This window comes from Actinoplanes sp. CA-030573 (assembly GCF_050951115.1).
GTDB lineage: Bacteria > Actinomycetota > Actinomycetes > Mycobacteriales > Micromonosporaceae > Actinoplanes.
The window spans coordinates 9385837-9405400 of the sequence record NZ_CP192038.1 but is presented as its reverse complement, the minus strand read 5'-3'; the positions used below and the strand labels follow the sequence as shown (position 1 = coordinate 9405400).

The window sequence follows — 19564 nt, the reverse complement described above, 5'->3', positions numbered from 1 at the left end:
TCAGGCCTGCATCCTCATGATCTCTTGGAAGGCCTCCACGGCCTTGTTCCGGATGGCCAGCGTGAGCTGGAGTCCGAGGGAGGCCTCGGTGGCGGCCATGGTGTACTGGGCCGGGTCCTGGAGCGACCCGTCGGCGACCTTGACCGCGAGGTCGTCGGCCTTGTGCTGGGAGGCCTGCACGCTTTCCAGTCCCTTGGACAGCATGCTGGTGAAGTCCGCGTTCGGGCCCTGCGTGGCGTCCGTGCCGCTCGCGCCGGCGAGGTTGTCCAGGCCGCTGAGGCCGTTGACACCCTGCAGGGCGTCCACCCCGCCGATCGACGAGATCCCGCTGAGCGCACTGATCGGAGAAGTCATCTAGGAGCTCCTCACTTTCCGAGGTTGATCGCCGCGGTGTACGACTCCTTGGCCCGGTCGACCACCGACAGGTTGGCCTGGTAGGCGCGCTGGGCCATCATCATCTGGGCCATCTGGCCGCCGAGGTCGATGTCCGGGCGGCGGACGTAGCCCTTGCTGTCGGCCAGCGGGTTGTCCGGGTCGTAGGTGACGATGCCCTGAGCACTGCCGAAGGCGACCCCGCCGACCTGGGCGCCGTTGCCGTCCGCCGCCTCCTGGGCGACGACGTACCGCGCCTGGAAGGCCTTCTCGGAGGTACGGCTGACGTTGTCGATGTTGGCGATGTTGTCCGACACCGCGTCGAGCCACTTGCGGTAGACCGTGACGCCGGTGCCGGCGACCCCGATCGCGTTGAACGTGCTCATCTATCAGGCCCCCTTGATGGCGTCGCGCAGCATGCCGTACTTGCTGTCCATGGCCCGCATCGTCAGCTGGTAGCGCATCGTGGTGTCGATGTGCGACAGCGTCTCCTCGTCGAGGTTGACGTTGCTGCCGTTGAGCCGCGTCGGCTCCAGCGAGGTCTGCGTGCTCGGGCTGACCGAGGCGGGCGAGTCGCCGTGCGCGATGGCGCCCTGCAGCGCCGACTCGAATTCCACCTTACGGGCCCGGTAGCCGGGGGTTTCGATGTTCGCGATGTTGTTGGCGATGGCGCTTTGCCGGGCGGCGAGGCCGGCCGCGGCGACGCGAAGGGAGGACGAAGAGATGTCGTCGAACACAGCAGCTCCTTGGATACGTGGTCCAGGGCGCCGATCCTTGGCTTTTCATCTGAGCAATCCGTGCTCGTACCATGCAGTTCGGCCTGACCGCCGATCCACTGAGCGCCTGACGGTTGCCACCAGGTTGCACGCAAAAACGTCCCGGAACCCTCGCGGGCTCCGGGACGTTCTCACATCGCGCGGTCGACGTAGACGGGCCGTTTGACCGCCTCGCCGGTCTCGATCCGGGCCGTGATCGCCTGTTGGCGGCGGTTCGAGGTGAGCCGCCGGGCGATCTCCTGCGCGGCCTCCAGCTGCCGGGTCAAGATCTCGTCCGCTCGTGGCTTGAGCTCCAGCGGCAGCGCGCCGAGCTCGGTCGGCGGCTTCCACAGGTCGGCCGGTGGCGTCTCCGCGTGCCGGCGCTCATCGGCCAGCATCGTCTCGATCCGGACGACGTCCAGCTCGAGCTCGTCCAGCGCGGCCGTCCAGGCGCCCCGCCACTGATCGGTCATGAGGATCAGCCGGCGACCGCCGCGGCGGCCGCCTCTCGCCAGGTGTCCCGCAGCGGCTCGACCAGCCCCCGTACGGCGGCGACCCGGCTCGGGTCACGGGCGATGTTCGCCCCGATCAGCTCGGTGAGCATCCAGCCGTACAGGTTCGCCAGCGCCGGCGCGCCGGACCAGGCGTCGACGTCGAGGCTGGTGCGCAGCTCGAGCACGATCTCCTGAGCGTGGGTGAGCCGCTCGTGCGCCTCCTCGCGCTCGTCGGCGGTGAGCGCCTCCTCGGCCTTCATGAGGTCGAGGACGAGCCGGTCGTACAGCATGATCAGCAACTTGGCCGGCGACGCGGTGTTGATCGAGTCCTGAAGGTAGCGGTCACGCAGGTGCGGAGAGGTCATCATGCTCCTCGGTCAGGGGACCCTGGGGCGGCAGGGCGGAAGGGGACGAGCGGGTCAGGAGAGGCCGGCCAGCTGGCCGGAGAGCCAGTTGGACTGGTCCTTGAGCTTGCCCAGCGATACCTCGAGAGCCGAGTACTGCTTCTGCAGTGCCTCCCGCCGGGCGGCGAGCCGGACGTCCCAGTCGTCGATCTGGGAGTTGATGTTGTCGATCTCGGTCTTGCGGTTCGTCATGACCGACTTGAGGTTCTGCGACATCTTGTCGCCGAGCGCCTCGAAGACGTCGCCGATGCCGGTGCCGACCTCCTGGGTCTTGACCGGGTCGGCGGCGTACGCGGACTTGAACGCCTCCGGGTCGAAGGTCAGTTGACCGCTGCGGTCCAGCTGGATGCCGTACTTGGCGTACGAGCCGGCGGCGAGCGTCAGCGGGTTGGTGACCGGGTCGGTGGCCACGTTCTTGTCGTACCGCGGGTTCGCGTAGATCACGCCCTGGCTGAACGTGCTCAGGATCGACTGGCTCATGTTCCGCACCGCGAAGTCACCGGTCAGCGGCGAGCCCTTCTTGGTGTTCGGGTCGTACGCGGTCTGCTTGCCGATCTCGGAGAGCGCCGCGTTGGCCGCGTCCACCAGCGCCTGGAACTTGCCGGCCATGCCGTCGACGTCGCTGGTGGCGCCGACCGTGACGCCGTCCTCGAGCTTCGACACGGTGATCGTGACGCCCGGCATGAGGTTGGTGAACGTGTTGGTGGTGCTGGTGACGACGTAACCATCGGCGAAGCCGTCGCCGTTCGCGTCGGCGTCGCCGCCGCCGATCTCGAGCCGGGCGTCGGCCGCGGTGGCCACCTCGGTCATCGGCGCGCCGTTGCTCAGCTGGTCCAGGCCGGTGATCTGGAAGGCCGCGGCGGCGCCGGTCTTGGCCCCGCTGAGCTGCAGGATGTTCTCGCTGCCGCCGGTGGTGATCACGGCGGCCTTGACCCCGAGCCCGGCCGCGTTGATCGCGTCGGCCACGCCCTTGGGCGACTTGTCGGTGATGGTGAGCGTGGTGCTCTTGTGCTTGGTCGGATCCGGGTCGGCGAGCGGGCCGACGTCGATGGTGAGCTGGTTGCCACTCATGATGTCGCCACCGGCGGCCGGCACCTTGGCCGTGGTGATCTGGCTCTTGGCGAGGCTCTTGACGTCGAACTGCGTGGTTCCGGTGGCGGTGTTCGTGCCGACCAGGGCGGTCGCCGTGACCGACGACGAGCTGGACGTCGCCGAGATCGCGCGCCAAGTGCTCAGCTGGCTGATGGTGTCGCCGGCCGACTTCAGCGCCAGAACCTTGGAGTTGACCGACTGGTACGAGTCCACGGCCGTCTGTGCCGTGCTGGCCTTGGTCTTGAGCCGGGTTTGCGGCGCTGCCTCGACCGTCATCAGCTGCTGGATGAGCGACGAGGTGCTCAGGCCGCTGACGAGACCGTCAACCGAACTGGTCACAGGAGCCTGCCTTTCGGGCGAAAGAAAAGTGAGGGCAGCCGGCGCGTTTGCCGGCTACCCCCACCTATTCGGCCGTGAGTGCCAGGTATTCAGTTCCTGCCCGGTGGTAGTTCGGTTATCAGCGGAGCAGCGACAGGACGTTCTGCGCCGACTGGTTCGCCTGCGACAGCATCGACGTGCCGGCCTGGGTCAGGATCTGCGACCGGGTGTAGGACACCATCTCCTGGGCCATGTCGGTGTCACGGATACGCGACTCCGAGGCGGACAGGTTCTCCACCGCCACGTTGAGGTTGTTGATGGTGTGCTCGAAGCGGTTCTGGTACGCACCGAGCGTCGCCCGCTGGTCGGAGACCGTGCGGAGCGCCTTGTCGATCGTCGAGATCGCGCCGGCGGCGTTGTTCACGAGGTCGATCTGCTTGGTGCCGAGCGTGCCCGAGTCGGAGGCGCCGATCGCGATGTTGATGTTCTCGTTCGCGTTCGCACCGACCTGGAACTTGCCGGTGTTGCCGGTGCCGCCGCCGTTGGCGGTGGTGGCGTTGGTGGTGGTGGCCTGAGCGAGAGTCATGCCGAGCCCGACCGGAGCACCCGCGGTGCTGGCGCCGGTGAGGACCGACCCGGTGCCGTCGGTGATGTTGAACTCGCCCGAGCCGCCGAACTGGTAGGTGACGTTGCCGAACTTGTCGGTCGACGAGGTCAGCTGGATCTCGTTGCCCTGGAAGCCGTTGTCCCGCAGCGAGCTGGAGATCGCGCTGTTGATCGCCCGGGTCAGGTCGGCCGGCGAGTCGGTGCTCTTCAGCGCCGCGACGTTGACGGCGATGTTGTAGTTGTTGCCGGCGGCGTCCTTGGTCTTGCCCGCGACCTCGGTGAGGTTGAACGAGAACGCGGTGGTCGCGGCGGTCGGCATCGGCGGCGTGGTGTTGGTGGTACCGCCGGCCGAGGAGTTCACGGTCGACGAGGCCATCGCGTAGGTCCGGCCGAACGAGCCGTCGAGCAGCTTCGACTTGCCGAACGACGTGGTGCTGCCGATCCGGTCCAGCTCGGCGTTGAGCTGGTCCATCTCCTTGGACGCGGCGGCCTTGGCGTCGTCGTCGTTCGCGCCCGCGTTGGACGACTGGACGGCCAGGTCACGCATGCGCTGCAGGATCGAGGTGACCTCGTTGAGCGAGCCCTCAGCGGTCTGCGCGACGCTGACGCCGTCCTGGGTGTTGCGCACGGCGACCTTGAGACCGCCGATCTGCGCACGCAGGCCCTCGGAGATCGAGAGGCCGGCCGCGTCGTCCGCCGCCCGGTTGATGCGGAAACCACTGGACAGCTTCTCCAGCGACTTCGACATCTGGCTGTCGGTGACCGACAGGTTCCGGTAGGCGTTCTGCGCGGCGATGTTCTGGTTGATGCGGAGACCCATGGGGTTTTCCTCCTTGAGTGGGGTCTGTCCGGCCCATCCGTGAGCCGTGGCGTTACGCCGGGTCCGATCGGCGTGGCGCCGACGGTCATGAGCAGTCTCCGAAATTTCTTCGCCCTTTTCCGGCAAACCGGAAGAAAGACCGGGATGGCCAGTTCGGCGGAAATTCCTCAGTGAAGGGGCGGGCGTGCCGACCTGTCCGAATGAGCGGGCATGTCGTGGGGGCACGCCCGGCACCCGAGACGGAGGACCAGGGTGAGCCTGACCGACCTGGCCAGCGTCCTGTGGCGATCACGTGAGCTGCTGGAGATGCTGCTGTTCAAGCTTGAGGAGGAGCAGCTGCTCCTCGCGTCCAATCGCTCCCGCTGGCTCAGCCACGCCACCCGCGAGGTCGAGGTGGTGCTGGACCAGATCCGGCAGACCGAGGTCATCCGCGCCGCCTACTCGCAGGACGTCGCCGTGGAGCTCGGGCTCAGCCCGGAGGCCTCCCTCGGCGAGCTGGCCGACGCGGCCCCGCCGCCCTGGGCCGACCTGCTTCACCAGCACCGCAAGGCGTTCCTGACGTTGACCTCGGAGATCGGCGCGCTCGCCGACGTGAACCGCGACCTGCTCACGGCCGGCCAGCGCGCTGCACGCGAAACCATGCTCGCGTTCGCCGAAACTGTGGAAACGTACGGACCGCAGGGCCAGACCGTTTCCGGTGGCGTCCGCCGCTCGAACCTGGTTGATGAGGCGATCTGATGGCTAGCACGTTCGGCGGTATCAACACCGCGCTCACTTCGCTCTACGCACAGCGTCGCGGCCTGGACGTCACCGGGCAGAACATCGCGAACGCCAACACCGAGGGCTACACCCGGCAGCGGGTACGGATGCAGGCCCAGAGCGGCAGTCTCAACCCGGGCGTGTACTCCACGACCGAGCAGATCGGCACCGGCGTCTCGATCGCCGAGGTCGAGCGCGGGCGCAACGTCTACCTCGACGAGCGCGGACGCACCGAGCACGCGAACTCCGCGTATCTGGCCAGCCAGAAGGGCTCGTACGACCAGATCGAAAGTGTGCTCGCCGAGCCGAGCGACACCGCGATCCAGGCCCGGCTGCACGACATGTGGGATGCGTGGAACGACGTCGCCAACAACTGGCAGGACCCGTCCACCCGGTCGGCGCTGATCGAGCGCAGCAAGACGGTCGCGATCTCGCTGAACGACACGCACACCGCGCTGGCGAACCAGTTCCAGGCTCAGAACGGTCAGATGTCCGCGTTCGTCGATCAGGTCAACACCGTGGCGAGCTCGATCGCCGACATGAACAACCAGATCGTCATCGCGCAGCAGGCCGGTCTGCCCGCGAACGAGCTGCAGGACCAGCGCGACACCAAGATCATGCAGCTGTCCGAGCTGGTCGGCGCGACCGCGCAGACCACCAAGAACGGCGCGGTCAACGTGTACGTCGGGAGCGCGGCCCTGGTCGAGGGCTTCAACGCTCGCTCGTTGAAGCTGGCGGGGCCACCGACGCTCGATGGCATCGCGGCCACCGACAAGGTCGCTCTCCAGTGGACGGACACCGGCATCAACGCGAGTGCCGGCGGCACGATGGGCGCGATGCTCGACACGATGAACAATGTCATTCCGGGCATCGCGTCCGGCCTCGACAAAGTCGCCAAGAGCATTGCCGACACCGTCAACAACGCGCAGGCCGGCGGCTACACGCAGGACGGGACGCCGGGCGGGGACTTCTTCACCGGCACGACCGCCGGGACGATCGCGGTGCAGCTGACCGACCCGAGCCAGGTCGCGTTCTCCAAGGGCAATCCCCTCGATCCGACCACGCCGGCCCTGGACCATGGCGTCGCCGACGACCTCGTCGACATCGGCGCCTCGGCCGGCGGGCCGGACGCCACCTACCAGGCCATGATCGGCCAGCTCGGCGTCGCCGCCCAGGCGGTGTCGCGGCGCAGCGAGATCCAGGACGCGGTACGCGACCAGGTCGACACCTCGCGCGACGCCGAGTCCGGGGTCAACCTCGACGAGGAGATGACCCATCTGCTGACCTATCAGCGCGGCTACGAGGCGGCCTCACGGGTGCTGACCACGATCGACTCAATGCTCGATCAGCTGATCAACCGCACCGGCATGGTCGGCCGGTAACGGGGAGACGGAACCATGACGATTCCCAGCAGGGTCACCGAGACCAGCATGCACACCAAGGCGCTGGGCGACCTCCAGCGCTCGATGGCGCGCGGTCAGAGGATCCAGTCACAGATCTCCGGCGGCAAGCTGCTGACCAGGCCGTCGGACTCGCCGACCGGCACGGTGACCTCACTTCAGCTTCGCGGCGAGGTGCGGGCCACCCAGCAATACGGCCGGAACGCCGACGACGGCCTGGGCTGGCTCGGCACCATTCAGGACAAGCTCGGCGACGCGTCCACTTCGATCATTCGGGTACGCGACCTGACCCTCCAGGCGCTGAACACGTCTAACAACGATCAGTCCCGCCAGGCGCTGGCCGTCGAGATCGACAACATCCGGGACACTCTGCTCGACGCGGCCAATACCAAGTACATGAACCGCCCGGTCTTCGGTGGCACGACCCCGGGATCCGAGGCGTACGCCAAGGACCCGAACACCGGCGAGATCACGTACCTGGGCAACGACAACCAGACCACCCGGACGGTCGGGCCGAACGCCAAGGTGCGCATCGAGACCACGGGTCAGGAAGCGTTCGGAAAACAGGGCGATCCGACCGAGCTGTTCACGGTGCTCGACAACATCTCGAAGAGCATCCGGAACAACGACGCCGCCGGACTGAACCAAAATCTCCAAAATCTCGATAGCGCCCACGATTTACTAAAATCCGCCCTTTCGGACGTAGGCGCCCGATATAATCGAGTTGAACAGATGAAGCAGTCCGCGGACGACCATCTGTTATCCGTGACGTCGCAGTTGTCGGACATCGAAGATGTCGACCTGCCCAAGGCGATCATGGAACTGCAGATCCAGCAGACCTCGTACCAGGCCGCCCTGGCCGCCACGGCCAAGGTGATCCAGCCCTCGCTCATCGATTTCCTGAGGTGACCATGAGTACTCGCACCGCGTCCCGACCGATTGAGGCCACCATGATCGACCCGTCGCTGGGTCTGCCGACCATCACGATGGCGGTACCGATGCCCGGCTTCCCGGCGCACCGGGAGTTCGTCCTGGTGCGGCTCAACGAAGACGGACTGCTCTACGCCTTCACGTCCGTCCAGGACCCGGAGCTCCGGTTCCTGGTGGCCCCGCCCGAGCCGTTCTTCCCGGACTACGCCCCGGAGATCGAGGACGAGGTCTTCGCGGCACTCAACACGACGGACCCCGACCGGCTGCTGCTCATGACGGTCATCACCGCCGGCGTCGACGAGACCACGGCCAACCTCATGGCGCCGATCGTTCTCGACCGGGACACCATGCGGGCCATGCAGGTCGTGCTCAGCGGCTCCGGGTACCCGGTCCGCGCGATCATGCACCGGGCCTACTGACGTCTCGTCGCCGGCGCGGCCGTGACAGTTGCGACCGCGCCCCTCGCGATGCTGTCCGTCCACGGATGGAGGAGGGCACCGGATGCTTGTGCTGACCCGGCGTGCCGGGGAGAGCGTGATGATCGGCAACGACGTGATCATCACGGTGCTCGAGGCTCGCGGCGATGTCATTCGACTGGGCATCCAGGCTCCGCGCGACGTACAGGTCCATCGTGAGGAAGTGTTCCGGGAATTGCAGGCGGCCAACCGCGAGGCGGCCTCGCCCACCGAGGATGCGGTCAGGGCGGTGTCCGAGATGCTGCAGACGCCGGAGGAGTGAGGACTCGGTTCCTCCCCTCCGGCGCGGCGGCCACCTGACCACGAAACTACCGCGCCCGGCCGGCCGGAACGGGTCCCGCCGCGGCGCAGAACGGTTGCAGGGAGACACATGTCGCGACTGGCGGAGCTCGGCATCGCCAAACGCCTTGCTCTCATCGTGGCGACCGGCGCCGTCGCGCTCGCCGCCCTGGCCATCATCACGGTGGTCAGCCAGAGACAACTCAGCAGACAGAGCGCCACCGTGGCGGCCCTCGAGGCCGGCCTGGCCGCGCTCAACCACCTCGACACCCGGCAGAGCGAGCTCAAGGTCGACGCCTACCGCGCGGCCCTGGGCAAGGACGTCACGCAGGACGTCGCCGACGACGTTCAGTCGTCGATCGACGCCGCCGACGCCGTGGTCGCCGCCGGCCTGCCACCCGCGCTCGCCTCGAAGTTCGCCGGCTATCGCCCGGACTTCGAGTCGTTCAGCGACTTCATCACGTCGTTCGCCGCCGACGCCAAGGCGAACGTGTCCTCGGTGCAGCCCCGGCTCGGGGAGATCGCCGACCGGAACCACGCCACCGACGACGAGCTCGGCGGGCTGGTCGACGAGGTGACCGCGGCCGTCGAGCAGGAACAGGCCGACATGCGCGGCACGGTCAGCTCGACCCGCTGGACCGTCCTGGGCGTGGCCGCGGCCGGTCTGCTTCTGCTCATCGTCCTGGCGGTGCCGATGGCCCGCTCGATCCTCGTGCCGGTGCGCCGGCTCGGCGGCGTGATCGAGCAGCTGGCGGCCGGCGACCTCACCGCGCGCAGCGGCATCGTGAGCCGCGACGAGCTCGGCCGGATGGCGTCGGGCCTGGATTCCGCCCTCGAGTCGATCCACGGGTCGCTGCAGACTATCGGCAAGGACGCGGACGAGCTGGCCGGTGCGGCCGGCGAGCTGTCCGCGGTGGCCGCGCAGATCGCCGCGGCGGCCGGCGACACCGACCGGCAGACCGCGTCGGCGTCGGCCGAGGCCGAGGAGATCTCCCGCAACGTGCAGTCGGTGGCGGCCGGCTCCGAGCAGATGGGCCTGTCGATCCGGGAGATCTCGCGGAACACCAGCGAGGCCGCGCAGATCGCCGCCGTGGCGGTGGCCGAGGCGGCCCGGGCCACCGAGACGATCCGCCAGCTGGGCGCCTCCTCCGAGGAGATCGGCAATGTGATCAAGCTGATCACCTCGATCGCCGAGCAGACCAACCTGCTCGCGCTGAACGCGACGATCGAGGCCGCCCGCGCCGGGGAGGCCGGCAAGGGTTTCGCCGTGGTCGCCTCCGAGGTCAAGGACCTGGCCCAGGAGACGGCGAAGGCGACCGAGGACATCGGCACCCGGGTCAACGCGATCCAGCAGGACACCGGCGGCGCGGTCGAGGTCATCTCCCGCATCTCCGACGTGATCGCGCAGATCAACGACTTCCAGACGACGATCGCCTCGGCCGTCGAGGAGCAGACCGCGACCACCGGCGAGATGAGCCGCAGCATCGCCGAGGTGGCGAGCGGCTCGTCCCGGATCGCCGCCAACATCTCCGACGTCGCCGCCGCCAGCGCCACCGCGGTGCAGGGCGTCGAGCAGACCCGCCAGGCCTCGACCGAGGTCGCCCGAACGGCCGACGACCTGCGCGCACTCGTCGGCGCCTTCCGCCTCTGACCGGACGGGCCCGGTCCACCGGCAGAAGCGGCACCCGGACTGCACCGCCGACGGACCGAGCTGTCAACACCACACCCGCACTCTGTGTCAGGACGGGATGAGCCCGTCGACTTGAGGCCGGGGAGCGATAGTGGGCGCAGAGCTGGAATCGGTGATCGGCGGCGCGCTGGATCTGACGGTCGACGCGCATGTGCACACCGGCTTCGCCGCCGGCCGGGACAGCGTCGGCGTGGTCGTCTCCGCCGCTGACCAGGCCGGGCTCACCGCGGTCACCTTCGCCGACCAGGCCGGCCCCGAGACGACGTGGCTGTCCGCGTACGCCGATGCCGTCCGCCGTGCCCGCCGGCGCACCGAGATGACCCTGCGCGTCGCCGCCGAGGTCGAGGTCGTGCAGCCGGACGGCTGGCTGGCGCTGCCGGCCGACCTCGGCCACCTCGAGGCGATCTCGGTCGCGGTCTCCCGGCTGCCGCTGGGCGGCGAGCTCCACGGCGCCCGCGACCTGCGCGCCATGCTGGGCGCCGGCGAGCTCACCCCCGAGCGGCTCGCCGAGGGTCTCGTCACCGCGACCGTGCGCGGCCTCGAGCGCGCCTCCCGCTACGCCCCCACCCAGCTCGCCCGCCCGCTCAGCCTGCTCGCCCAGGTCGGCCTGGACGACGCCGCGGTCACCCCCGACCTGGTCGACGCCCTGGCCGCGACCTGCCGCGAGACCGGCACCGTGGTCGAGGTCAGCGAGGCGTGGCGCGGCCCGTCGCCCCGGATCGTGGCGATGCTGCGCGCGGCCCGCGTGACGCTGGTGCCCGCGAGTGACGCCCGGTACGCGGCCGAGGTCGGCCGGTGGCAGTACCTGCGGCGCGTCTAACTGAAACCGAACACAGAGGGTAGCCGCCTCCGTACGCTCGATCATGTCATCTGCCGAGGCATGGGAGAGAAGCGATGAGTATGGTTCAGCAGGCCATCGAGGTGAGTGCACCGCTGCACACGGTGTACGAGCAGCTCGCCGCGTTCGAGAACTACCCACGGTTCATGAACGGAGTTCGCGAGGTCACCCCGATCGGCGCCGATCAGACGCACTGGATCATGGATGTCGACGGCAAGCGCCGCGAGTTCGACGCGCAGATCACCGAGCGCTCCCTCGACGAGCGGGTCTCCTGGTCCACCATGGACGGTCCGCTGCTCGCCGAGACGCTCACCCTGCGGCCGCTGGGCGAGACCAAGACGCAGATCGTCGCGCAGCTCGAGGCGGACATCGCCTTCCTGATGCCGAGCGACCGGCACGGCCAGGCGTCGCTGACCAAGCGGCTCAAGGACGACCTGACCACGTTCAAGGGCCTGGTCGAGAGCGGCGTGCTCGGCGGCCACCCGAAGCCGGTCGGCAGCCGCCCGTCGCCGAAGCGCCCGACCGCCGGCGCGAGCTCGAAGCGGCTCGACTCCCTCGCCGGCAACCCGGCCGCCAGCCCGGCCGCGGTGGCCGCCCGCATCCGCAACCGCAACCCGCACCCGGGCGCCGGCTGGGGCACGAGCGCGGCCGAGCAGAGCAACGCCAGCACCGTGAGCCTGCCCCGGCACAACCTGGCGTCGTCGAACATGGGCACCAATGTGGACATCACCACCGCGCCCGGCATCACCAGCGAGCACGACCTGGACGACGTGCTGGCACCGGGACGCCGGGTCGCGAAGTCCGGCCCGATCAGCGGGGGCGCGGCCGGGAGCGCGCCGATGGGTGGCCGCACCGGCGAGGAGGACGGCTGGGGCGACGGCATGATCAACGAAGAGGACCGGGGATCGCACGACCGGTAGAGATCAGAAGGACGCCTCCAGCGTCACGATCATGCGCGCGCCACGCGGCTCGGCCCGCTCGTAGCGGACCGAGCCGCCGTTCGCCTCCATCAGGTGCCGCACGATGAACAGGCCGAGGCCGGCGCCGCGCATGAACCGCCCGAACAGGTTCGGCACCAGCTCCTCGGGGACGCCCGGCCCGCTGTCCTGCACCACCATCTCGACCTGGTCGCCGACCCGCCGGGCGACGATCCGCACCGGCGGGTCGCCGTACGCGAACGCATTGGTCAGCAGGTTCTGCACCACCACCACCAGATGCCCCCGGTCGACCAGGACGGCCAGGTCGCCGACGTTGACCTCGACGTCCTCGCCGAGATCCGCCGGCACCACCTCGATCAGCGGCACCGGCGCCCGCCGCGCGGTGACCGACCCCATGTCCAGCCGGAACAGCAGCTGGAGGTCGTTCATCATCTTGATCAGCCGCTGCGTGTTCTTGTCGATCTTCGTGGCCAGCTCGAGCCGGATGTCCTCGGGCAGGTCGTCCCAGTCGGCCCGGAGCAGCTCGGCGAGGCTGGCGATCGAGCTGATCGGCTGGGCCACGTCGTGGGTGAGCATCGAGGTGAGGTCGTTCTTGAAGGCCAGCGCCGCCTCCAGCCGCGCGTTCGCCTCGCGGAGCGAGGCGTTCTGCGCACCGAGCGAGTCCTCGGCCCGCTTCCGGTCGGCGATGTCGACGTACGTCGCCACGTAGCCCCGCGGTCCGCCGTCCGCATCGGGGATGGCCGCCATGGTCGCGAGCACCGGCACCGACGAGCCGTCGACCCGGGGCATCAGCCAGTCACCCCCGCCGGCCGGCGGCAGCGGCGGCGGGTCGAGCCGGATCGGCTCGTCCGGCCCGTGCCCGGTCAGCTCCCGCCAGCGCCGGTTCACGTCGATCACCCGGTGGTTGGCGTCGAGGACCATGACCGCCTCGTTCATCGACTGCAGCAGGGTGGCGGCGAACTCCTGCCGGTCGTTCAGCTCGTCGACGAGCCGGCGTTGGCCGACGTCGGCGCTGTCCAGCGTGCGGACGAGGTAGCCGACCAGGCCGAGCAGGGTGAGCGCGGCGAGCACCGCCCCGGTGCTGATGGCGGCGGCCGGCCGGCCCAGGCCGGTGCGCGCCGCGAACGCGCTGACCAGGGCGGCGATGGCGGGAACGGCGATCAGCAGGGGCAGCATCCGGCGGACCGTGGTGCCCGGGCCCGCGGTCGTCTCGGCCGTGCGCAGCGGCCCGGCCTCGGGCCGCGCCAGGATCGTGCCGAGCGCGAGGGCGAGCAGCGCGCCGGCCGCGGCCGGGGGCATCACGCCGCCGGGACCGCGCCCGGCCGGGAAGGTCGGGTCGAACATCCGGGGGACGAGCGCCACCAGCGCCACGATGGCGGCCCCGGCGACCAGTGGGTCGGCGACCCGCAGGCGGGTGCGGGCGACGCGAAGGTCGAGGCAGGCCAGGCCGAGCCCGGCGAGCAGGGTGGCGGCGCCGTCGGCGGGGTGCCGGCCGAGCGTGGCGGCGCCGATCGCGGCCGCGGCCAGGGCCGGCAGGAGGGCGAGGAGGCGCACGATCCGGCCGGCGGTCGCCGGCACCGGAAGCACCTGCAGCAGCAGCGCGAGCCCGGCCGGAACGAGCGCGGCCGCCGGCTGGAGAGCCGGCGGCGCGTCGGAAGCCGAAACAGGCACGGTCGCGACGCCGACGACGGCGACCGCGACCCCGGCGCCCCCAGCGATCAGCCGGGAGAGCCTGCCCACGTCATGCGCCGCGATACGCACATATTTCTCCTCTGATAAGAGGAAATGAGCATAACGCGGCGTTTTATGGGAGAGCGGCTACTTCCCGGCCCACTCGAAGCCGTCCTCGAGCACCACCCGCTCGGCGATCCGGACGATGTCGTCGCGGTGCCGGTTGGCGTGGTGGCCACAGAACGCGAGGTCGCCCCCGCTGGTCAGCGTGACGACCAGCTTCGCGGCCGCGCTGCAACGGTCGCAGCGGTCGGTCAGCGACGCAGCAGTGGTGATCTCCGGCGACAGCAGGCTGGTCATATCGCTCTCCTTGCTCGGTGGCGGTGTGCAGCGGTACAGCGGGTAGATCGGCCCTCCATTGCACAGCCTTAGCTCTTTCCCCCCGGTGTTCCGGGCCGTCCGCGCTGGGCGGAAACCTTGCACCCCGGCTACACCTCCATGGATCCCGGACCGTCAGCGCGCCCACTCCACCATTTCCCTCAGCCGCCTTCGGCATGCCTGTCGCCCCAGGTCAACGCGCCGAAGCCAACCGAGAGGAAACATCAGCTTTGCGCATCGACACCGGCCGCCTCGCCACTCGCCTCACGCTGCTCACCGGTGCCGCCGCGGCCACGCTCTGTGGTTTCGCGGGCACCGCCGTGGCCGCTCAGCCCGTGGCGCCGACCGGCGTCATCCTCGACGCCGGCTCCGCCGACGCCATCGCCAACAGCTACATCGTGGTGCTCGAGCCGGGTGCGGAGGGTGTCGGCCCGGCGTCGATCCGCCTGCTTCGGCGGTACGGCGGGCAGGTCGCCACCACGTACGCGGCCGTCCGTGGATTCCACGCCCGGATGACCGCCGGCCAGGCCGCGCACCTGGCCGCCGACCCGTCGGTCCGGTATGTCGAGCAGGACGCCGCCGTCGACGTCGCCGCCACCACCGCCACGCCGACCTGGGGCCTGGACCGGATCGACCAGCGCTCGCTGCCGTTGTCGAAGTCCTACTCCGGTCCCTCGGCCGCGGGCGTCACCGCGTACGTCATCGACAGCGGGATCCGGATCACGCACAAGGAGTTCGGCGGGCGCGCCTCGAGCGGCTGGGACTTCGTCGACGACGACGCCGACGCCGACGACTGCAAGGGGCACGGCACGCACGTCGCCGGCACGATCGGCGGCGCCACCTACGGCGTGGCCAAGAACGTCAAGCTGGTGTCGGTACGCGTGCTCGACTGCAAGGGCAGTGGCTCCTACTCGTCGATCATGGCGGGCGTCGACTGGGTCACCAAGCACGCCGCCAAGCCCGCCGTCGCCAACATGAGCCTCGGCGGCACCAGCAGCAACAGCAAGGCCCTGGACGAGGCGGTCGAGCGGTCGATCGCCGGCGGCGTCACCTACGTGGTGGCGGCCGGCAACGACCACCAGAACGCGTGCAGGCAGACGCCGGCCCACATCGGCAACGCGATCACGGTCGGTGCCACCGACAGCAAGGACACCCGTGCGTCGTTCTCGAACTTCGGGTCCTGCCTCGACATCTTCGCGCCCGGCGTCCGGATCGTCTCGGCCGGCATGTCCTCGAACACGGCCACGCAGACGATGAGCGGCACCTCGATGGCCAGCCCGCACGTCGCCGGCGTCGCGGCGCTGGTGCTGGCCGGGCACCCGGCCTGGACCCCGGCCCAGGTCCGCGACGACCTGGTCGGCCACGCCGGCACGGGTCTGGTGCGCAGCGCCGGCACGGGCTCGCCGAACAAGCTGCTCTACACCGGCCACCTCACCGGAGCCGGCTCCGCGAAGGGTCAGTGACCTGGGACAACGGGATTTCGTGAAGACCGGTCGATGCAACCTTGCGCCGATAGCGTGAGTCGGGAACCTCGACGCGTACCCAGGAGGACCCATGTCGCAGGCGCCCGACGCGGAGAACCGGCCCACCGTCCTCGTCGTCGACGACGAGGAGGACCTGCGCGACATCATGCGCCGCATGCTGGAACGCCGCGGCTTCTCGACCCTGATCGCCGGCGACTCCCAGCAGGCCATCGCGGTCTGCCGGGACCACCCGGGTGAGATCGACATCCTGGTCACCGACCTCGGCCTGCCCGGGGTCTCCGGGGGTGAGCTCTCGCAGGCCGCGACCGAGTTGCGGCCCGGCATGCGGGTCGTCTACATCTCCGGGCTGCCCAAGGAGATGGCCGTCGCCGACGGTCTCATCGAGCCGGACTCCCTGCTGGTCAAGAAGCCGTTCAGCACCGAACTGCTGATCGAGGCGCTGCGTACGGTTCTGGCCGAGCGCGCCGCGCCGTAGTTCTCGTCACCGGGAGCGCCGCCGTCACCTGACGGCGGCGCTCTTTTTTTGCGCGCCGTCACCGTCCACATCGTCCGCTACCCATGTGCACCCCTGCATATACCGATCCGGCACCCGCACCGGCCGACCTTGGAGGCGCAACGGACCGAACGACATATGCGGGGGGAACACAGTGGGGGCCAGAAAGACAGCGATCGGGGCGGCGGCGATCGGGGCGGCGGTGAGCGCCGGCTTCGTGGTGTCGGGTACGGCGGACGCGGCGACCACGCCGTCCATCCGCACTGTCTTCGCCGGGGATGACGCGTACGTCTCGAGCACGCGCACCAAGACCAACTTCGGTGCCGCGACCCAGCTCGTGGTCGGCGCGGCCGGCGGCGAGACCAGCACGTCCTTTGTGAAGTTCGCGACCGGCTCGTTCCCGGCCGGCTCGACCCTCTCCAACGCGCGGCTGATCCTGCCGTACGACGGGACGCCGGTCGAGTCGCGGGTGAGCGTCTTCCCGGTGACCGGGGACTGGAACGAGGGCACGATCACCGCGGCCGGCCAGCCGGCGATCGGCGCCACGGCGGTCGCCTCGGCCGTGCCGCGGGCGGCCGACCAGACGGTGACGATCGACCTGTCCAAGGTGGTCACTCAGGCCGGGACGTACGCGTTCGCGCTGCGGTCGGCGTCGACCACGGCGGTGACCCGGTTCCAGTCGGCCGAGGCCGGCGTGCAGAGCGGTCCGCGGCTGGTCGTGAACTACGCGGCGCCGACGACCGCGCCCACGACGGCGCCCACCACCGCGCCCACCACCGCGCCCACCACCGCGCCCACCACGGCGCCGACGACCGCGAAGCCGGCCACCTGCACCACCGGCGCGCTGCTGGTGCCGAGCTGCGGCGTGCTGTGGGGCGCGGCGGCCGGCGGCTTCACCGACACGCCTCGGGACACCGCGCTCAAGGACTGGGAGGCCATGACCGGCCGTACCGCGACGATCTACCACACGTACCACAAGGGCGACGAGAAGTTCCCGACCAAGGCCGAGATCGCGATGACCCAGGACAAGGCGCACCCACGCGTCCTGCTGCTCAACTGGAAGGTCGCCTACAACACGACCTGGGCCAAGGTCGCGGCCGGCCAGCAGGACGCCCGCATCGACGCCTGGGCCGCCTACGTCAAGGCCAACTACGGCACCCAGAAGTTCTTCCTGGCCCTGCACCACGAGCCGGAGAACGACGTGAACCCCACCGCCGGCTCGGGGATGACGGGCAAGGACTACGCGGCCATGTACCGGCACGTGATCCTGCGCCTGCGCGCCGCCGGCGTGACCAACGCGATCAACGTGCTCGCCTACATGGGCAACGAGAAGTGGATGGCGCAGCCCTGGTGGAAGGACATCTACCCGGGTGACGACGTCGTCGACTGGGTCGGCCTCGACTCGTACGTGAGCGTGGAGAAGAACTACTACCACTTCGGCGACTTCGGCAGCCTGCTCGACCGGCAGCCGACCGGCGGCGGCCTCGGCTTCTACGACTGGTCGGTCAAGAACCACCCGAGCAAGCCGATCATGGTGGCCGAGTGGGGCATGTACCACCGCATCGCGTACCCGACCAGCAAGGCGGCCGCGTTCAGCACGGTGGTGCCGCAGCTCGCGAAGCACCCGCAGGTGAAGGCGATCGTCTACTTCGACACCGCCGCCGACAACTCCGGCGACCGCAACATCGCGGTCAACTCGACCGCCGACAGCCTCACCGCGTTCCGCCAGGTCGCGGCGTCGCCGATCTTCAACGTCGAGCTGAAGAACTAAAGAGCTTTACTCACCCCCCGGGGTCGGGCCGGTCCGCTGCGGAGGACCGGCCCGGCCTTTTATCGCGTTCCGGTTGTCGCGTTCCGGGCCAGGGGAAGGTCAGCTCGCCCAGCCGCCACCGGGACGGCCCGTCCACCAGCGGCAAGCCCTCGTCGCGCAGCCGGCGGCAGGTCGCGATCCAGCGCTGCCGCGGGCCGAACGGGGTGGCCTCGGTCTCCCACGCGCGGCCGATCGCCAGCAGCAGATCGTGGATCGGCTCGCCCTCGACGTTGCGGTGGATCAGCGCCTTGGGCAGCCGCTCGGCGAAGGTCGCCGGATGGTCCAGATCGGACAACCGGGCCGAGAACGTCAGCGTCTCCGGCTCGCCGTCCTGCACCACCGCCCAGGTCGCGATCCGGCCCAGCTCGTCGCAGGTGCCCTCGACCAGCAGCGCGCCGGTCGCCGTCATCTGCCGCCAGGCCGCGGCCACCTCGTCCTCGGCGTACTGCCGCAGCACGTTGAACGCGCGCACCACGACCGGCCGCAGGCCGGCCAGCTCGAAGCCGCCGCGGCGGAAGCCGAGCAGCGGGGGAGCCGCGAACGGCTGGGCTGCTTCCACGCGTACGGGATCGATCTCCAGACCCACCACCGCGACGTCCGCCCGCACGGACGCCGCCAGGCGGCCGCGCAGCTCCACCGCCGTCACCGGCGTCGCCCCATAGCCAAGATCGATCACCAGCGGCCGGGTGGCCTCCTTCAAAAGACCACCGCAGCGGTACGCGATGAAGTTGTCCACGCGACGCAGCCGGTTGGGATTGGTCGTCCCCCGGGTGATCGCGCCGACCGGCCTGGTCACTTTTCCCGGTGCACCTTGTGCTGCGCCGCCTGGGCGATCGGGCGCACCACCAGCCGGTCGATGTTGACGTGGTGCGGCCGGGTCGCCATGAACGTGATCAGGTCGGCGATGTCGTCGGCGGTCAGCGGCTCCTTCACGCCCTCGTAGATCGCATCGGCCCGGGCCTGGTCGCCGCCGAAGCGCTTGAGCGAGAACTCGTCGGTGCGCACCATGCCCGGGTCGATCTCCATGACCCGCACCGGCTTGCCGCTCAGTTCCAGCCGCAACGTCCCGACCAGCGCGTTCTGGGCGTGCTTGGCCGCCGTGTACCCGCCGCCGCCCTCGTAGACGGTGAACGCCGCGGTCGAGCCGACCGTCACGATCGTGCCCGCGCCGCTCGCCTCCAGCGCCGGCAGCAGCGCCTTGGTCACCCGGAGCGTGCCGAGGACGTTCACGTCGTACATCCACTGCCAGTCGTCGACCGCGCCGGTCGCCACCGGGTCGAGGCCCTGTGCGCCGCCCGCGTTGTTGACCAGCAGGGTGAGTTTCCCGTCGATCTCGCCCACGGCGCGGGCCAGGGCCGCCACCGACGCGTCGTCGGTCACGTCGCACTCGACCGCCGTGGCGTTGTCGACTCCGATCTCCTTGACCAGGTCGGCCAGCCGGTCGGCGCGGCGGGCGGCCGCCACCACGTGGAAGCCCTCCCGGGCCAGGTGGCGGGCCGTGGCCGCGCCGATGCCGCTGGACGCGCCGGTAACCACTGCGATGTTCTGCATCGCTCC

22 protein-coding genes are annotated in these 19564 nt (G+C 69.8%); 11 read left to right on the top strand and 11 right to left on the bottom strand.

Annotated features, from left to right (window positions below; all coding sequences use genetic code 11):
* The 7 genes from fliE to ACQP2F_RS43565 all read right to left on the bottom strand — a co-directional run bounded on the left by fliE (position 1) and on the right by ACQP2F_RS43565 (position 4861).
* Positions 1 to 354 (bottom strand): flagellar hook-basal body complex protein FliE, encoded by a 354-nt coding sequence (gene fliE / locus ACQP2F_RS43595; protein WP_433298487.1) that lies wholly within the window; start codon positions 352 to 354, stop codon positions 1 to 3.
* A gap of 11 nt (positions 355 to 365) precedes the next feature.
* Positions 366 to 758, bottom strand: a complete 393-nt coding sequence (locus ACQP2F_RS43590; protein ID WP_433298485.1) for a flagellar basal body rod protein FlgC — start codon at positions 756 to 758, stop codon at positions 366 to 368.
* A 3-nt stretch (positions 759 to 761) separates the two neighbouring features.
* Positions 762 to 1109 carry a flagellar basal body rod protein FlgB gene (locus ACQP2F_RS43585; protein WP_433298483.1) on the bottom strand — a complete coding sequence of 116 codons (348 nt, stop codon included), beginning with the start codon at positions 1107 to 1109 and terminating at the stop codon, positions 762 to 764.
* Between the two features lie 170 nt (positions 1110 to 1279).
* Positions 1280 to 1600 (bottom strand): hypothetical protein, encoded by a 321-nt coding sequence (locus tag ACQP2F_RS43580; RefSeq protein ID WP_433298481.1) that lies wholly within the window; start codon positions 1598 to 1600, stop codon positions 1280 to 1282.
* Positions 1601 to 1605: 5 nt separating this feature from the next.
* Complete coding sequence (gene fliS, locus ACQP2F_RS43575; RefSeq protein ID WP_433298479.1) at positions 1606 to 1986, bottom strand: flagellar export chaperone FliS; 381 nt, start codon at positions 1984 to 1986, stop codon at positions 1606 to 1608.
* 54 nt (positions 1987 to 2040) lie between these two features.
* Positions 2041 to 3456 (bottom strand): flagellar filament capping protein FliD, encoded by a 1416-nt coding sequence (gene fliD / locus ACQP2F_RS43570; RefSeq protein WP_433298477.1) that lies wholly within the window; start codon positions 3454 to 3456, stop codon positions 2041 to 2043.
* Positions 3457 to 3574: 118 nt separating this feature from the next.
* Positions 3575 to 4861, bottom strand: coding sequence for a flagellin (locus tag ACQP2F_RS43565; protein ID WP_433298475.1), 1287 nt, complete (start codon positions 4859 to 4861; stop codon positions 3575 to 3577).
* A gap of 252 nt (positions 4862 to 5113) precedes the next feature.
* On the opposite strand from ACQP2F_RS43565, the gene ACQP2F_RS43560 reads away from it, so the two are divergent.
* The 8 genes from ACQP2F_RS43560 (at position 5114) to ACQP2F_RS43525 (ending at position 12153) form a co-directional block, all read left to right on the top strand.
* A complete protein-coding gene (locus tag ACQP2F_RS43560; protein ID WP_433298473.1) occupies positions 5114 to 5599 on the top strand; it encodes a flagellar protein FlgN in 486 nt (161 codons plus the stop codon).
* Positions 5599 to 7002, top strand: a complete 1404-nt coding sequence (gene flgK, locus ACQP2F_RS43555) for a flagellar hook-associated protein FlgK (protein WP_433298471.1) — start codon at positions 5599 to 5601, stop codon at positions 7000 to 7002. Before ACQP2F_RS43560 ends, flgK begins: the two co-directional genes overlap by 1 nt.
* A gap of 15 nt (positions 7003 to 7017) precedes the next feature.
* A complete protein-coding gene (flgL, locus tag ACQP2F_RS43550) occupies positions 7018 to 7929 on the top strand; it encodes a flagellar hook-associated protein FlgL (RefSeq protein ID WP_433298469.1) in 912 nt (303 codons plus the stop codon).
* A gap of 41 nt (positions 7930 to 7970) precedes the next feature.
* Entirely contained in the window at positions 7971 to 8369 is a 399-nt protein-coding gene (gene fliW / locus ACQP2F_RS43545) for a flagellar assembly protein FliW (RefSeq protein WP_433298467.1), read from the top strand.
* Between the two features lie 82 nt (positions 8370 to 8451).
* Positions 8452 to 8688, top strand: coding sequence for a carbon storage regulator CsrA (gene csrA / locus ACQP2F_RS43540; RefSeq protein WP_433298464.1), 237 nt, complete (start codon positions 8452 to 8454; stop codon positions 8686 to 8688).
* A gap of 108 nt (positions 8689 to 8796) precedes the next feature.
* Entirely contained in the window at positions 8797 to 10356 is a 1560-nt protein-coding gene (locus tag ACQP2F_RS43535) for a methyl-accepting chemotaxis protein (RefSeq protein ID WP_433298462.1), read from the top strand.
* A 130-nt stretch (positions 10357 to 10486) separates the two neighbouring features.
* Positions 10487 to 11215: a hydrolase gene (locus ACQP2F_RS43530; protein ID WP_433298460.1), complete on the top strand. Its 729-nt coding sequence runs from the start codon at positions 10487 to 10489 to the stop codon at positions 11213 to 11215.
* Between the two features lie 74 nt (positions 11216 to 11289).
* Positions 11290 to 12153 (top strand): SRPBCC family protein, encoded by an 864-nt coding sequence (locus ACQP2F_RS43525; protein ID WP_433298458.1) that lies wholly within the window; start codon positions 11290 to 11292, stop codon positions 12151 to 12153.
* Between the two features lie 3 nt (positions 12154 to 12156).
* Here the strand turns inward: ACQP2F_RS43525 and ACQP2F_RS43520 are convergent, their stop codons facing one another.
* The gene (locus ACQP2F_RS43520; RefSeq protein ID WP_433298456.1) at positions 12157 to 13932 is read right to left on the bottom strand and encodes an ATP-binding protein; all 1776 of its coding nucleotides are present in this window, start codon (positions 13930 to 13932) and stop codon (positions 12157 to 12159) included.
* A 57-nt stretch (positions 13933 to 13989) separates the two neighbouring features.
* On the bottom strand, positions 13990 to 14202 hold the full coding sequence (locus ACQP2F_RS43515) for a DUF7455 domain-containing protein (RefSeq protein WP_433298454.1): 213 nt from the start codon (positions 14200 to 14202) through the stop codon (positions 13990 to 13992).
* A gap of 248 nt (positions 14203 to 14450) precedes the next feature.
* On the opposite strand from ACQP2F_RS43515, the gene ACQP2F_RS43510 reads away from it, so the two are divergent.
* From ACQP2F_RS43510 to ACQP2F_RS43500, 3 genes are all read left to right on the top strand, one after another.
* Complete coding sequence (locus tag ACQP2F_RS43510; RefSeq protein ID WP_433298452.1) at positions 14451 to 15683, top strand: S8 family peptidase; 1233 nt, start codon at positions 14451 to 14453, stop codon at positions 15681 to 15683.
* A gap of 91 nt (positions 15684 to 15774) precedes the next feature.
* Entirely contained in the window at positions 15775 to 16179 is a 405-nt protein-coding gene (locus ACQP2F_RS43505) for a response regulator (protein ID WP_433298450.1), read from the top strand.
* Between the two features lie 172 nt (positions 16180 to 16351).
* Positions 16352 to 17968: a CBM96 family carbohydrate-binding protein gene (locus tag ACQP2F_RS43500; RefSeq protein WP_433298448.1), complete on the top strand. Its 1617-nt coding sequence runs from the start codon at positions 16352 to 16354 to the stop codon at positions 17966 to 17968.
* Between the two features lie 10 nt (positions 17969 to 17978).
* Here the strand turns inward: ACQP2F_RS43500 and ACQP2F_RS43495 are convergent, their stop codons facing one another.
* Both ACQP2F_RS43495 and ACQP2F_RS43490 read right to left on the bottom strand, forming a co-directional pair.
* Positions 17979 to 18803, bottom strand: a complete 825-nt coding sequence (locus ACQP2F_RS43495) for a class I SAM-dependent methyltransferase (protein ID WP_433298446.1) — start codon at positions 18801 to 18803, stop codon at positions 17979 to 17981.
* A complete protein-coding gene (locus ACQP2F_RS43490; RefSeq protein ID WP_433298444.1) occupies positions 18800 to 19558 on the bottom strand; it encodes an SDR family oxidoreductase in 759 nt (252 codons plus the stop codon). The genes ACQP2F_RS43495 and ACQP2F_RS43490 overlap by 4 nt, the downstream gene beginning before the upstream one ends.
* Positions 19559 to 19564 lie beyond the last annotated feature (6 nt).